The sequence below is a fragment of the Hoylesella shahii genome, assembly GCF_937990675.1.
Taxonomy (GTDB): domain Bacteria; phylum Bacteroidota; class Bacteroidia; order Bacteroidales; family Bacteroidaceae; genus Prevotella; species Prevotella shahii.
Map to the genome: position 1 here is coordinate 25,253 of NZ_CALKQY010000004.1, position 16,054 is coordinate 41,306.

At 48.0% G+C, this 16,054-nt stretch carries 8 protein-coding genes; all 8 read right to left on the reverse strand.

Going from position 1 to position 16,054, the window contains the following annotated elements:
• Positions 1-230: 230 nt before the first annotated feature.
• Complete coding sequence (locus tag QME03_RS00755; RefSeq protein ID WP_281723137.1) at positions 231-3,467, reverse strand: glycoside hydrolase family 2 TIM barrel-domain containing protein; 3,237 nt, start codon at positions 3,465-3,467, stop codon at positions 231-233.
• Between the two features lie 86 nt (positions 3,468-3,553).
• Positions 3,554-6,373, reverse strand: coding sequence for a M16 family metallopeptidase (locus QME03_RS00760; protein WP_281723138.1), 2,820 nt, complete (start codon positions 6,371-6,373; stop codon positions 3,554-3,556).
• Positions 6,374-6,395: 22 nt separating this feature from the next.
• The gene (locus tag QME03_RS00765) at positions 6,396-7,997 is read right to left on the reverse strand and encodes a DUF6850 family outer membrane beta-barrel protein (protein ID WP_281723139.1); all 1,602 of its coding nucleotides are present in this window, start codon (positions 7,995-7,997) and stop codon (positions 6,396-6,398) included.
• 270 nt (positions 7,998-8,267) lie between these two features.
• Positions 8,268-9,386, reverse strand: a complete 1,119-nt coding sequence (locus QME03_RS00770) for a DUF4876 domain-containing protein (protein ID WP_281723140.1) — start codon at positions 9,384-9,386, stop codon at positions 8,268-8,270.
• A 134-nt stretch (positions 9,387-9,520) separates the two neighbouring features.
• On the reverse strand, positions 9,521-10,030 hold the full coding sequence (locus QME03_RS00775) for a T9SS type A sorting domain-containing protein (RefSeq protein ID WP_281723141.1): 510 nt from the start codon (positions 10,028-10,030) through the stop codon (positions 9,521-9,523).
• Positions 10,031-10,095: 65 nt separating this feature from the next.
• A complete protein-coding gene (locus QME03_RS00780; protein WP_281723142.1) occupies positions 10,096-10,485 on the reverse strand; it encodes a hypothetical protein in 390 nt (129 codons plus the stop codon).
• Between the two features lie 52 nt (positions 10,486-10,537).
• A complete protein-coding gene (locus QME03_RS00785; RefSeq protein WP_281723143.1) occupies positions 10,538-13,510 on the reverse strand; it encodes a carboxypeptidase-like regulatory domain-containing protein in 2,973 nt (990 codons plus the stop codon).
• A 789-nt stretch (positions 13,511-14,299) separates the two neighbouring features.
• Positions 14,300-15,736 carry a lipopolysaccharide biosynthesis protein gene (locus QME03_RS00790; protein WP_281723144.1) on the reverse strand — a complete coding sequence of 479 codons (1,437 nt, stop codon included), beginning with the start codon at positions 15,734-15,736 and terminating at the stop codon, positions 14,300-14,302.
• Positions 15,737-16,054 lie beyond the last annotated feature (318 nt).

Sequence of the window (16,054 nt, forward strand, 5' to 3'; positions counted from 1 at the left end):
AGGGCTTACCTTACGGAACGGGGGCGGGCTGTCAATCTCGAAGCAACTAGCGACGTAAAGCATGTCGCAACACATCTTTGCATAGGATAGCTGTTGTAAAAAGTTGCTTATTACATAAATAACGAGGGGGTGCACCACATGTGGCGCACCCCCATTTGCATTTAATTAGAGGCCATTTGCAGGCTTTTATGGCACTTTGGAATAAGTTTCAAAGTGCCATAAAAGTATCTTTACTTCTGCGGAACAAGCATAAACGTAAACGTGTATTGCTTATAGGGCAGGCGATAAGGCGGCAGAGCAATGGCTTCGCTGCTCCAACTGTTAACACCACCTACACCCGTTTGACCCAAGTCGATGCAAAGTTCGGTGTATTTAGACTTTGGAACTTGTGGCGAATGGCGTTGTGCTTTGTCCAATCCTTCATCTAAGTCGTCGATGGAATAGTGCAATGCACTAGCCGAGAACAACTCGGGCGACACAATTTTGAAGCCAAAACCATTGTCATCGGTTTGTTTCCACCAGCGAATGTCGCTCTTGGTGCCTGTTTCTTGTGGGCGGATGTAAGGATAAAATTGTTCGTCGGCGGTTTGTTTATATATACCAACGTTCTGCGAAAGCTTACGGTCGGCATAATTTTCGATTGGTCCGCGACCGTAAAACTCGCTCACTTGCATATCGTAAGGCAACTGCATCACCATACCATAACGAAGAAGGAACGGACGTTTATCACCTGTTTTGGGTGTCATCTGCTGAGTAACGCGTACCGAACCATCAGCCATAACGTTGTAAGTGAGTGTTAGTTGCGCGCCTACTTCGGGCATATCATAGTCAACATGCACGTCAGCCTTATTGTTTTTCTTATCGAGCAAGCTATTGATAGCCACCAGTCTCAACTTGGGTTCGCGCCAGATACGATTGTTTTTTTGCACACCAGCACCCATATCGTTATCGGTTACAGCACGCCAGAAGTTGGGTTTGAGCGTACCACCTTCGCCCAGCAGCGGCTTACCATCCACATTGTAGGTAGAAAGCAGACCCGTTGAGCGGTTGAAAGCCACGGTGCAACGCTTGTTAGACACCACGATTTGAGTATCGCTCGCCTTGTTTTTCAAGACCAACTTGGTGTCTTTGTTCACCTCGGGCGCCTTAGGTGTCTTGCGGAAACATGCACCTTGTTGCATTTCAAATTGGTTATAGGCCACGCGAGTGCCTGCTTCGAGCAGAGGCTCGGCAGATTTCAGCACGAAATCCACATTAAGCATCAGTTCGGCATGAGGGCAAAGGTCGTCCATTTTGATAGGCAAAGTCAATTCGCAACGTTGTTGCGGTTCAACATTTAGCTTATCCACTTCGCCCGTTTGCACAGCCTTACCATTCTTAAGCACGGTCCAAACCAACTTATAGTTATCCAGATTGCGGAAGAAATTTTCGTTATAAACGCTAATTTTTCCAGCCTTTAAGTCAACAGGTTCGGCCCAAATGTTTTGGTGGCAATAAGCAATTTCGTAGGCATGAGGATTATATACGCGGTCGGGACTGATAATACCGTTGCAGTTAAAGTTGTTATCAGATGGATCGTAGTCGTTATAATCGCCACCATATTTATATATCTCCACGCCGTTTTTATCTTTAGCGCGAAGTCCTTGGTCAACAAAGTCCCAAATAAATCCACCTTGGAACTTAGGATATTTGCGCACCAAGTCCCAGTATTCTTTAAATCCGCCCGAGCTATTACCCATGGTGTGGTTGTATTCGCATTGAATCAGCGGGCGCGGATTGTTGCCCTGAGCATATTCTTCGCACCATTGATGTGTGCGATACATTGGGCAAGCGATGTCTGTGCTAGCACAATCCACGCCACCCCGTTCCCATTGCACGGGCCTACTTGGGTCGTAGCCCTTAATCCACTTGTATGCAGCGGCAAAATTGGGTCCATCCACCGTTTCGTTACCCAAGCTCCAAGTTATGATAGCGGGATGATTGAAGTAGGTTTCCACATTGTTTTGGTTGCGTTGCAATATCTGCAAGGCAAACATAGGCTTCTTTGCGGGCGCATCATCGCCATATTGAAAGCCATGCGACTCTTGGTTTGCCTCGGCCACAACATACAATCCGTACTCGTCGCAGAGGTCATACCAAAAAGGATCGTCGGGATAATGGCAGGTGCGCACAGCGTTAATATTAAGTTGTTTCATGATGCGGATATCCTGAATCATGCGTTCGCGACTCACCACATAGCCACCATCGGGGTCAATCTCGTGTCGGTTTGCACCCTTGATAAGCACGGGTTTACCGTTAACCAGCAGTTGTGCGTTGCGTATCTCAACCTTTCTGAAACCCACCTTTTGGCTCGTTAGGGCCACATAAGCCTCATCATTCAGCATCTTTGCAGACGCATCCTTCTTGGAATAAGGGTTAACAACCATGGTTCGCAGCGTATATAGGTACGGCGTTTCGGCTGTCCATCGCTTCACATTGGGCACATTTAGCAGTGCTTTACCATTGCGCGTGCTTGTGCTAGCCACCATATTTCCCTCTGCATCCAGCAATTGATGCACCAATTCAACGCCTTTTTGCGTCTTAGCATCAATGTTTAGTGTGCCATTGGTGTAGTTATCGGTGAGATCGGGCGTGATGCGGAGGTCTTCCAGATAGGTTTTTTTATCGCGCGCATAGAGATAAGTGTCGCGTGCAACACCTGATAAGCGCCAGAAATCTTGGTCTTCGCAATACGAACCATCGCACCAACGGAAGCATTGGAATGCAATTAAGTTCTCACCTTTCTTCAGATAAGGCGTGAGATCGAACTCGGGAGCCACCTTACTATCTTCAGAATAGCCCACGAAATGGCCATTAACCCAAAGATAGATGTTAGATGTTACCGATCCGAAATGGGCAATAACCTGCTTTCCATCCCATGCCTCGGGCAGCGTAATTATGCGTCGATAGCTACCCACATGGTTGTCTTTCACTGGCACTTCAGGCGGGTTATCCTTAAAATGTCCACGCCATGCAAAGCCCACGTTCAAGTAAACAGGGTCGCCATAGCCGTGCAATTCCCAGATACCAGGCACAGGCATCATGCCCCACGATGCATCATCGAAGGTTGTTTGGTAAAAATCGGTAGGACGCTGGTCGGCATTTTCCACCCATTTAAATTTCCAATCGCCATGCAGCGACAAATAGTTTTCCGAGCGTTTAGGGTCGCCCACCTTCCATTCCTCTAAGTTTTTGAAGGGGAAGAAGTTGGTATGCATGGGCAAACGGTTAAGCGTGTTCACCTGTAAGTCGTGCCATTCGGTGAACGTGGGCTGTGCAGCAGCCACCTTAATGGCTGGCGTTAGCCTCGTCATCGGTATCATCTTACCCTTGTTTGCATAACTTTTCGGCTTGCTTTTCGCCCCCGATTGGGCTTGTGATTGCAAGCTAAGGGCAGCCAAAGCCGCCAAAAAAAATACTTTCTTCATGTAGTGAAGGGTTATTGTTAGGTTGTTATCTCTTGCAAAGATAATACTTTTTAGCGATAAATGTGCGTAAAGTGGGGTATTGTGGCTCACTCCGATTTCATTGTTATCTCAATTCTTCGATTGCTCTTAATGATGGTTTGCGCTACTCGTTGTATGTCTGCAGCCGATAGTTGGTCTACCAATGCGTCGTAATTGGAGTGCATATCAATGCCATAGCGCAGTTGTTGGTACACAATAGTGTTCCAATAATCGTTAAGTATCACCTCTTGTTGATGTGCTTTTTTATAGTAAGCCTTTATCTTGCGTATGCTTTCGGCATTGATTTGTCCTTGAGCCACATGTGCCAATTGGCGGTAAACGATGGGCATAAGTCCATCATATTTCTCAGGACCCGTGCGGAAAGCAATCTTCAACAGTGCGTTAGGATTGCTGTATTTGTCTATTTCGCATTGCACACCCACACCATAAGCACCACCTTTTTCTTCGCGAACGCTATCCGTATAAGCAATAGAAAGCACACGACGAAGGGCATCAAGGGCCAAGTCCGACTGGGGTGTGTAGGGCAAATCGAAGGTATAAAGGATGGTAACAAGGGCCGAGGGCGTGTTCATCTTCTTAGTGAAAATGTGCGTTTCGTTTACGTTGCGCACCGGCGGAAAGTTGTTTACCATCTTTTCTTGCCTTCCAGCAGCGGGCAACGAGGCCACATATTGGCAGAGCAGCGGGCGAAGCGAGTCGAGGTTTACATTGCCCACGAGCAGCATTTTAAAGCCTGTGGCATCGGCAAAGCGTTCGCGATAGAGTTGCATAATGCGCTGATAGTTCACCTTATTCAAGCGTTCTAGCGTCATTGGCGCGGTGCGTTCGTTGGGTCCATAGGCAATAATCGAGAGCGAATCGTTGTATTCCACTTGCGGATTGGCGTTTCTGTTTCTCAGCATGGCACGTCTTCGGTCGATGTTGGAGGCAAAAGCGGCTTCGTCTGTTCGTGGAGCAGTGAAGTAAAGATAAGCCAATTGAAACATCGTGGCCAGGTCTTTGCTATTTGATTGTGCGCTGATGCCCTGCGTTTCTTGTCCAACAAAGGGCAAAACGCGCACCTGTTTGCCTGCAAGCATCTTGCCTAAGCGGTCGGCCGAGAATGCACCCACACCGCCATCAACGATGGCATTGGGCAGGAAAGAGAAGTTGGGGGCATCGGTTTCGGGACAAAGCGAAAGGCCGCCTTCGCCCCAAAGGCGCATGGTTATTTGGTCGGCGGCAAAGTTGGTTGGCTTAACATACACCTCGATGCCGTTGCTGAGCACAAGCTTTGTAACGCCGAAGTTTCCGTAAGGCTGCTCGCTCACAATGGTTCCAGCCTTTGGCGCATGCTCGATGAGTGTTGTGGTCAAGGCTTCTTCCTTGTATGGCTGATAGCTGTTGTCGGCTTGTGCCTGCAAAACGTATTGTTCCAGTTCTTGATTACTAGGCAAAACAAAACCCTCCTTTTGCGGAGCCAGCACCGTTAGCACTTGGTTTTCGTTAGAAATGAGCTTTCGGGCGGCCTCGTTCACCTCGTTGAGCGACACTTCTGTATCAAAACGTTTCACCAAGTTCAATTTATCTTCGGGTGTGAGCATTGGTTCGGCCGAGAGAAAATGGCGCACGGCCTGCATCACCAACACGCGATTGCGGCGCTCGTTGCGTTCGGCAAATTGCGTTTGTGCGCGTTGCAGCGCGTCGGCCTTAGCTCGTTGCAGTTCGGTTGCGGTAAAACCAAAGCGGCGAGCGCGTTCGGCCTCGCCCACAACGGCTTGAAACGAACCGCGTATGTTGTCTTCTTTACAACCAAACGACAGCGAGAAAGCCTCTTTTGTTTGGGCAACAAGAAAGTTACCAGTGCGTGCCGATGCACTCAGCACGGGCGAAGGGTTCAGTCTTTTCAGGTTGGTTAGTCGTTCGTTGAGCATGGATGTAATGAGATTTTCAATATATCCGTCGCGCACATAGCTGGTTTGGGCTTTCAGTGCAAAGGGTGTTGCGGGGTGTTTCATATACAGAGCAGCCAGCACAATGGGCTGTTCGCTATCTTTTTCCACAGCCACAATCATCTTTTTATTATCGGGCACGGGATAATAAACACGTTTGGCTGGATTTTTAGGCATGGGAATATCTGCGAACACGCGTTTTATTCTAGCTTCCATGTCGTTTACGTCGATGTCTCCCACCACCACAATAGCCTGCAAGTCGGGTCGATACCATTTGTTGTAATAGTCTTTAAGGTCTTTATAAGGAAAATTATCAACAATATCCATCGACCCAATGGGCATGCAATCTTCGTATTTCGAGCCCTTAAAGATGGTGGGTTGCAATTTTTCGTTCATACGTTGCGCTGCCATTTTGGCCCTTCGTGTTCGCCATTCTTCGTGTATCACGCCCCGTTCTTTATCTATCTCTTTATCCTGCAGCAGCAAATAGTGGCTCCAGTCGTGCAGAATGAGCAGCACCGAGTCGGCCACTGTTGCGCGTTTCATGGGTACTTGCGAGATGTTATACACTGTTTCGTCGATGCTGGTGTAGGCATTGAGGTTAGTACCAAACTTCACGCCGATAGTTTCGCACCAAGGAACGATGCCTGGAGAGGTGCCATCATTGCGAAAATGCTTTGTTCCGTTGAAGGCCATGTGCTCTAAAAAGTGGGCCAAACCGCGTTGGCGAGGCTCTTCAAGAATACTTCCCACGCGTTGTGCGATATAAAAATCGGCCACTCCTGGCTCTTTGGCATTATGTCTAACAAAATAAGTTAGACCATTTTTCAGTTTTCCTGTGCGATAGCTATTATCTATTTTTAAGGGCTGTGCCCACAGCAGCGTGGGCATCAAGAGTAAGCAAGCGCTTGCCCATCTTATCAATCTTGTTTGCATAGCAATAATGTTTAATAACGTGTTAGAAGGTACATCCTATGGCCATTGTGGCTTGGGTGCGGTGCTGATTGTCTATCCAGGGCGAGGCTTGGGTGGTGCGGCGCCATGTTGTTTCTGCACGAACATATAAGGGCATGGGCAGATGGCGTAGGCCAAAGGCATATTTGGCAGCGGCATGCACGCCCCATTGGGGTGCTGTTAGCAGGTGATGGTTGCGATAGAGATAGGCTTCCATCAGCGTAGGGGGTTGTTGTTTGTCGCTTGGTGTGGCCAAAAGGGCTGTTTCATAGGGCTGCCCTCCACCCCATTGCCTGCTTATACCACCCGTAAAAGATAGAACAGCACCTGTTTTGATGAGGATGTTGCGGGTTACTAGCAACGACAACTGGTTGGTATGCAACTGTTGTCGCTGAACGTAGGGGTAGAGATAGGCCGATATTTGTCGGCTGTTGGTTTGCAAAGAGGCCGAGATGGTCCAATGCGCGATGTCGCCAAAGCATTTTAACCATGCCGTATAGGCCAGTTTCATGCTGCTCCAGCGTTTGTTGGATGTTTTTAGGGGGTCGAAATATTCGTAAAACGAACTACCTGTTGCCGTTTGGTTTTCACGATAAGTGGTTTTATGATTGGTCAACAACTCGTTGGTATAGCCTAGCGACAGCTGTTGTTTACTATGCGAGGAGTTTTTATTCAGCACCAATTGCAGCGCATAGTTGTTGCCCTGGTGTTTAAAATGCACAATAGAATAAGGCGAGTTGCGCCCATAAAATCCGCTTCGGTGCATCATCTGTGCGCCAACAAAGAGCGAAAACCCACGCCCCAAATTGCTTTCTGCCTGCAAGGCCAGCCCGTTTTGCTCGTCGAGTAAAGGCTGTTCTTGCGTGTCGTCGGTGTAACCCCTGTTGCCAAACTGTTCCACTTCGCCCGTAAACGCGCCGTAATCCACCAGTGTTTTATACACTTTCTCCATTCGGGCATAGGTCACAAAGCGCAAACTCTCGGTGCTTCGGGCATAGATGTAGTTGGCACCCAGCATCCATTTTTTACCTATTGGGGCTGCAATGCCCAGCGAGAGGTTTAATTGCATCAGGCTGTTTCGGTGGCGAAGGTCTTTGTATTTGGCGTAGTTGGCGGCGGTGTAGTCTACCTTTGCGCCCACGGCCAAGCCTCGCCAGAGGTCTATTCCCACTGCTCCCACAAGGTTATAGGTGTCGCGATGTTTGTTGCCGGGATTGGTTAGCGAGTCTTCGGATAGGTCGAATGGTTTGCGTTCGGGATTGATGAACACCGAGCCCAACATGTTTTTACCCGAAAAGTTGTCGTAATCCATTCGCCCATAAACCACTGTGTGGGTGTTGATGCGGAAGAACGATTCAACCATCGCACCTGCTTGCAGCACGTTGGAGGACTGGGAGTAGTCCACGAGGTCGCCTTTGGCCATGCTGCCCCTCACTTCGGCCAACGAGATATTGGCCTTTTGATAACGTGTTAGTGCGGCAGCGTTGGTCGAAGTGAGCCACGGTTGGGATTGTTTCACGTAATTAAAGTCGCGAAACACATGCTGTTGGCTGGCCTCAACATTGGCCGATGCCAGGGGAAGGGCGAGTAAAAGGAGTGATAACACAGGGCGAATGGGGTTATTAAAGGGTTATAAGGGCTAAGCGTTAGGGGGTTTGGGGGCTTGGGTTCTAATAATTTTAGGCATCCCAGTTGTTCATATTATCCTAGGGGTTCTGGGGATTCTAGGGATTCTAGGGATTCTAGATATTCTAGTTATCTTAGAACTCCTAGAAAACAGCCCCCAAAGCCCCTTTTTGTTAAGCCAAGCCACGCACGTGGCAGAGCGTTTTCATCTTGTTAATTTGTTAACTCGTTAATTTTCCAACTTGCCAATTTACTTTCCTTTAATGGAGAAAGCCTTCCTTTCGTGGAAGTCGTTGGTAGAGTTATTGGTGTCCATATATATAATATGTGCGCCATTCTTTATCGAAGCCTCGGCATCGATACCGCTGGGGTCGCCCGTAGACACGCCCATCGTGTAGCCATACACCAGTTTTCCTTGGTTTTCGGGTAGTTTTTCGGTTTCTTCTTTATCCACGTTGCGATAGAGCGTGTAACCCAATTGGTTGGTAAGCAGCACGCTTCCACCATCTATTTCGGCAGGCAAGCGTTTAGCATTTTTGGCGATATAAGCCGCGCTAAACACCTCGATACCATCGATAACCCAATCGTTAGGTATCTTCAAATCGGCGTTCACCTTATTAACGGCTGCTCCTGGAGCATAGATAATGTTAGCCACATTGCTAGCATAGGCATGTGGTGTAACGCCTTGGGTTTGGAAAATAAACATGGCAGGCGATGTAACGCTAAGTGTCCAGCCATTACCTTGTCCATATTCAACCGCTTTTAGATAATGAGAAGTGGGGATAAGCTCTGATGGAGAGGGGTAATAACGCTCATTGTTGTATCCCGATTCGGGGTCGTACATGGCATAATATTCCTTGTTTGCATAGTTAACCGACTTAGAATAGGTCTTGGTATTGTCGATAGCACCATTAACATTCACCACAATTTGCGAGTAAGGCTGCATCACGAGCGGTCCTTGGAAATACCAAATACCATGAATACCAGGGATGTAACCTTGTCCGTCATATACCAACTTGCCGTTTTTTAGCCATTTGCTTGGTGCTTGCGAGTTGTAGGGTTCTACAATACCAACGGCCAAATTGTTGATAACGGCCACCTCGCCACCATTGTTATAGAGAACGAATCCTTGGTCCTGCTGGAAAAATCTACCACCATTATCGGGCTGGCAACCACCATTGTAAAGCTCTTTAATGATTACTTGCGACACGTTTTGGTCGGCCAATTCAAAACTAACATTCTTAACTTTCGAGGCAGGGATAACCTCTTTCGTTCCATCTTCGCGTGTAACAACCATGTTCCATGTTTGTGCGAAACCGCTTGTTGCCAGGGCTATGATGGCAAACAATGAGAGTAATATTTTTTTCATTTGATGATCGTTTATGTGTTTACTGCATTAATTGTTTTGTTTTTATGTGCAAACATCTCCGTAAGAACGATGCTCTGCTGCATTGCGATGCACGTAAGTAGTGTGCACAAAGATAGGGATGAATGGCAATTAGCCTAGCGCTTCATTACCTTAAAGCTCTTTGTGGGAGTCTTAATAATATAGACACCAGGCACAAGGTCGGTGAGATTAACATTAACTTGTCCATCTTCGGTGGCCGTGAGGGTTTTTATCAGCTGTCCGTTGATAGAGAAAACCATCAGTTTTGTACCTGCCTTTAAGCCCGACACCGAGGCATCGGCTTGCGATAACGTTGGTTCATCGGTTGATTGCGGTGTATTTTCCACCTTTTGAATACCTGTTGTCACATTCTTGGTTACAAAGTGGTAGTTAGTAACATTCTGCATCGAAAATGTTACCTGCTTGTTGATGGAGGCTACAACCACATCGCCATCCTTAAACGACAATGTAGGCTGGTCTTCTAATGCAAACTCGGTCTTAGTGCCATCTGTTTGCAACACAACAAGGTATTGCACCTTCTTCGTTCCCTGTTCATCGGCTCGCATTGAATGCGGCACGAAGAGTAAAGCAACAAATGCTGCGAGTGTAAATAGAATTCTATTCATGCTAAAAATAATATTAGTAAATTATTTCATGTGGGTTTTATTCTTTTTCGGGTTTTTCTTCCTACTTATTTACGTATCTTTTTCTTCGACATTTTGAGTCCTAGCTGTAGGTTGTTTGTGCTATCGGCACTGATAACAACCTTGTTTAAATAGGCGTTGAAGAAGTATTTCCACTCGGTGGAAGTGTACGACGAGGAACTGTTTACATCGTAGATGCCTGCTGGAACACGAAAGTGGGCAATACCTTCTGCATCGGTTGAGTCGACGAATATCGAGGCGCGAGCATCTTTTAACTCTACGCGTACACCCTTATATGGCTCTATGGTGTTGGCAGGATACACCAACCTAATGCTCACGGGTACCGTTTCGAAGGTTTCTTCGTAATTACATGCACCCAAAAGCCCTGTCGTTAACATTATTATCAGTGCCTTTATTGTGTTGTTATACTTCTGCATCGTTGTTTGTATTCTTCTTAAAACATCACTTATTCTCCTCTCAATCCCCTCATCATATCTTCACTTTCAGCCCCAACCCATAGTAAAAGGCGGGCACATACGAACTACCGTAGAGCGAGGTTTCTTGTCCTGTGCGTGTAGAACGCACCTTGCTCATGGTGTTCCAAAAGTTGTTGGCATAGAACATTAGTTGCACACGGTCGCCAATCTCTTTTGTTACGCTGAAGTTGGCCGAGTAATAAGCCGACAAGTTGTTGGGGTTCATCATAAAAGCATAGTTGGTGCGCACCACCATCTTGGCCAAATCGTTAAACAATGTGGGGTCGTTGTCTTTGGCCCAAGCAAATTTTTCGGCAAAGGGTATCAGCTTTTCGGGTGCGTCCCATGTGCTGTAATATTCGGGATACACCACCACATGCTTGTCGCGAGCATCGCGTGTGTAGGGTGTTCCAAAATAGTCATCGCCTTTCTCTACCACATATCCGCGAGTGGTGTTGGGCAGTTCGCACAGTGTGCGGTCGTAGTTGTAGAGCGAACATTCCACACGCAAGGCCATGATGATGCGTATGCGCGGTATGTGTGTGGTGAGTGTGATGTTGAGATTGGCCTCTTTTGAAAGCGAACCATTGCCCACCGAGGGCGACGATGTGCTCGATGTGGAGGTGTTGTTGCTACCTCGATAGTGCCCAATGAGCGTGTAGGGCTTTCCTTGAGCGTTGAGCGTGCCACTGGCTGTGGGCATTGCGGCAAACAACACTTGGTCTAAACCCTTGTAATAATAGTAGTTGCCATCCAGTCTTAAGGATGTGCGGAGTGCCTTAATAGGTGCAAAATCCACCATCCACTCTATGCCGAAACGCTGTGTAGGAGACCCATTTTCGTATTTGCGGTTGCTTAAATACCCCTGTCGCTCGGTGTAAGGCAACTGTATCGGGCCGTTGGCTCCCGTGAGGTCGCTAACGGTTACAACACCCGTTTGCTGGTCGATGTGATATTGACGGTTGGCCGATGGGATGGCAAAACCCTCTAAGGCCGTTTGCGAAGTGTATTTATAGGTGTAGGGTTTGTAGGCTGCAACAGCCATATAGGGATTAAATGTTTTGTGATAAAAGGCCGAGAGATTTATTTGTGTTCCGCCAATGTTGGCTTGTAAGCCCACATCCACCTGACTGGTGTATTGCCATTGCAGGTGGGCATTATACAATGCTTGCGAGGGATAAGTGTGATAGGCATAGTAAGCCTTGTTGTCGGCCGTGCTTCCTGGCGTAAAAGCCAGTCGGTCGATATAGTTTGTGCTGGGATAGAGCACTTGAAACGAGGGCAGTTTAACAGATTTTCCCCAACCTGCATGCGCCGAAAGATTGCGCACCCATGCCTGGCGCCCATGCCAAAACACATAGCGAAGATTGGCGCGAGGCGAGAGTGTGGAGGCCGTGCCGTAGGCCGAACCGGCAATATGACTGATGTCGTTGCGAACGCCCACCGTCAGTTCCATGTTCGAAAGCTTACCCGTTGGCAGGTTCAGGCGTTCTTCGGCATATATGGCAAGGTTGTTCAGCGTGGGCAATTCGTGGTAACGGTAGGGCCGCCATGTGGGTGTTAGGCGCGCTTCTTCGTAGTAAGTGCCACGGCCGAGGTTGCGACTGCCTGTGTAATCGGCCCCAACCGACACCTTATTATATATGCGCGCGAACCGCTTTACCCAATCGGCCTTCAACTTAAAGGCGTAACTTAGGGGGCGACTATCGTTGAAACTGCGCACATACCAATAGCCTGTAGGACCCAGAATGATATCCGACGAGGGGTGTTTGTCATAATCGTAGGCCACGAAATAGCCTTCTTGCATGGTGTGGATGTAGGGAAGTGTAGTGGCTGAACTTGTGTGGCTGTAATTCTCGTATAGCTGATCGGCATACGAAAGCGACGATTTCAGCACCACGCTGGTGAGCCATTTGCGGTTGATTAGCCACTCGGCCGAGAGGTTTGCGGTAAATCTGTTGTCGCGTTCTTTCTTATAACTGTCTAGTTCGCGGTCGGGGTCGGCCTTCGAATTATATCCGCCCACATTGCCCGTAAGACCGATGTTGAGCGTCAAGGGCATGCTGTGACGCATCAATACATGCATATAATGCGCCGAGAGCACATTGCGTTGATAGGCCGTGTAGGGCGAAGTGATGTCGCCAAAGGTGCGAGCGTGCTCCATGGAGAAGTTAAACAATCCCCATTTACCGCCTAGGTCGATGCCTTTACTTAGTGCCACTTGGCGCGTGTTTTGGTTTAACTTGGCTTCAACAATAAAAGGCGACTTGCCACGGCGTGTGTTCACCTTCACCACACCATTGCTTAGGTCGCCATATTCAACCGAAGGCACGCCCGTAACCACCTCAACGCTCTCGATATTGGCCGTGCTAAGGGTGCGCGTGCCCGCTCCGAGCGTTTCGCCAGGCGTGGCGTTATTGTCTAGTCGCATGCCATCCACCTCGATAGCCGTACCAAACGAGGCGTTACCCATCTCGCCACCACTGCTGCGAAGGGCAATGCGAGTGTCGCGAAGCAGAGAACTGTTCCAGGTTTTGCCACCGGGAAGCAAACTCATGATGTCGCCAAGGTTCAGCGCTTGCCGATTGTCGAGAGCCAGGCGGTCGATGGTGTAGCTGGTGGTGCCCACGTCGGCTTTGCGTTTGGCCACCACTTCCACCTCGTTAAGCTTGAGGTTGTCGGCATTTAGGGCGATATTTAGCGACGGCATGCTAGCCTTGATGTTGAGGGCAGCGGTGTATGTGGCAAAGCCAAGACAGCGCACAGTGAGCGTAACGTTGCCCGTTGGCACGTTTTTGATGGCAAAACGCCCCTTACTGTCGGTGATGGCCCACAGCTCGCACTCTTTAAGCATCACGGTTGCATACTCCACTGGTGTCCCATCGGCCTTGGCTTTGATGGTTCCGCCGAGCAATACGCCTTGTGCATTGGCAGTGGTTAAATGGCTCATCGTAAGTAAAAGGATGGCAAAACAGATTTTGAACATTCGCTTTTATTGATTATTAGATGGAGATGCGTGGCATCTGCTTTGCAAAATTAGGTATTAATAACCAAACAAACAATACCTAAAAAAGGGGATAACAGGCTCTGTGTTTCAAGCTTTTATGCTCTTTACTAGTCATATAAATAAGTCTTTAACCGCGATTATGGGCAACGAACGCTGCATTATGCGCGTATGGGTGTTGGCGCACTGCACTTTGCAAGGGCTAACAACTAAGGGGAGAGATAGCAAGTTATAGGTATCAGAATTGTTAAATGTGTTATTTTTATTTTACAAAACGCAGTTTTTAAACCAACCATTCTAGAAAAAGATGCGTGCAAAAACCTATGTTTTTACCCTCGAAAGCCACAATTTGCAACTTCAAGGAACGCTGTTTGGAGTGTGAATTGTGGCAAAAACCTAGTTTTTAGCTTTCTATTTCGCCCCGAACAACAAAATTTGGACCTGCCCAAAGGCCAACTTTCACCTCAAAAAGGTGGTTTTTGCAAGGCTAACTCTTACTAAACGCAGTGTGATATGTAGCAGTTAGCATGGTAATATGTAGCAGTTAGCACGCTAAAATGCTATCTTTTACACCAAAAATGCTGCTTTTAGCACGCTAGAAGGTGGTTTTTACCCCTAAAAAAGCCTTATTTTCGACCTAAAACTCTAAGTAGCAAGTATTTATAAAACTTGCGAAATACGCCCAAAAATCGGAGCAACGTAGGCGCAGCGAGCAAAGAAGGGCGTAATAAAGGTAAAATTCGGTGCGATATTTTTACAAAAAACAATTGTTTAACCCCGCTTTCGCATCACAAAAGCCAGCATCTCGTTAAACACATCCACGTTGGCCAACTTCATGATACCCAAATAAAGCACGCCAGCCACAACCACGCGCACAGCCAAAAGCAAAGGCAACAACGTGATTTGCTGGGTTAAAAACCACGTAAAGGCCATAACGCCAAGGGCAGCAAGGGCAAAGGGGAGCGTGTCGCGAGCAAGAAACCGAAACTTGTAATCGGCCAAACGGCGCGCAAAGAAACCCCAAACACCAAAGCAAAGAATGTTAAGCACCACAAGCGTGCATATCATACACTTGATGCCGAAGGGATAAAGCAACAGCATAGCCAACACTTGAGACACCACCAAACCCAAATTGACATAAAGATATACCGAAGAGCAGCCCTTGCTTATCACCAAATTGGAAAGCAAAAACGACAGCGGAACAAACGCACCACTAATACAAAGCAGGCGCATAAACTCGGCACTCTGAGCCCATTTGCTGGTGATGGCCACGAGAATGAACTCGTGCGACACCATGCCCAAACCAAAAAGCAAGGGGAAAGAGAGAAAAGAAGCCAGGCGCATCATCTTGCGAAGCACGCGCAATTGCCGTTCGCGCTCGCTGCCCACATCCACCAACACGGGCTGCGCCACCTGTGTTAGCATGCCTTGAATTAAGAAAAAGGCCTTGGAGTGCCATTGATAAGCCTGATTGTAGGCACCTGTGCTAGCAGCCGAATAATAACGACCCAACAAAAGGTTCATCACATTGTTGTTGATGTCGGCAAGAATGGCCGAGAATAGCAGTTTGCTGCTAAACTTAAACATGCGCCTAACAGGGCCGAAATCTATCTGGAACGTGGGTCGCCAGTGCGAGTAATGCCAATAAAGCAGCGTGTTGAGCAGCACGTAAAGGTTGGTTTGGGTGGCCAACGACCAATAAGCGTAGCCCTTCCAAGCCATGAACACGCCCGTGAGACTCGATACGATGGTGCTGGTGAGATTGGCTTTGGCCACCTGCTTGGCCATGATGTGCTTGGCCAAATAGGCCGACTGGGCTGTGCCGAAGCTAGAAAAGATGAGCGAAAGAAAAGCATAACGGCACAAAGGCACTAGCTGGGGCGTGTGGTAATAATGGGCAATGAGCGGAGCAGACAAGAAAAGCAGGGCATAAAGCGCAAGGCCCATGCCGATATTAAACCAGAAAACCGAGTTGTAATCGCTGTGTTCGGGTTGTTTGAGGTTGTTAAGGGCTGCTTTGAAGCCACTGTTTTGCAGTTCGTTGGCCACAAGCGAAAACACACTAATCATGGCAATCATGCCATAATCGGTGGTGTCGAGCAATCGGCCCAGCGCAATACCCACGGCCATGCCGATGAGTTGCATCAGCAAATTGTTTATTGCGCCCCAAAATAAGCCCTTAGCTGTTTTCTCTTTTAATGATTCCATAATGGCTTGAAGTGATGGCCAGGTGCGGGCTGGGCAACGATTGGCTGCCCTAAGTGCCCATATGGCCAGGTGTTAAGCAGATGCAAATTTAGCACATGTAGGCAAAACCACAAAGAAAAGGGGGGAGTAAAAACAACTGTAAGGCCAGAGCCTTGGCTGTAAAGCATGTTTTTGGAGGCAGAAGTATTGTGCAAGACGATGCCTAAGAAGAGCAAAAGCCACCAAAAACAAAAAGGGGAGAAGCGCAATTACGTGCACTTCTCCCCGTGGTTGTAAACGGTTAGCCCTACAAGATGGCACTACCACCAGCAGACGTTA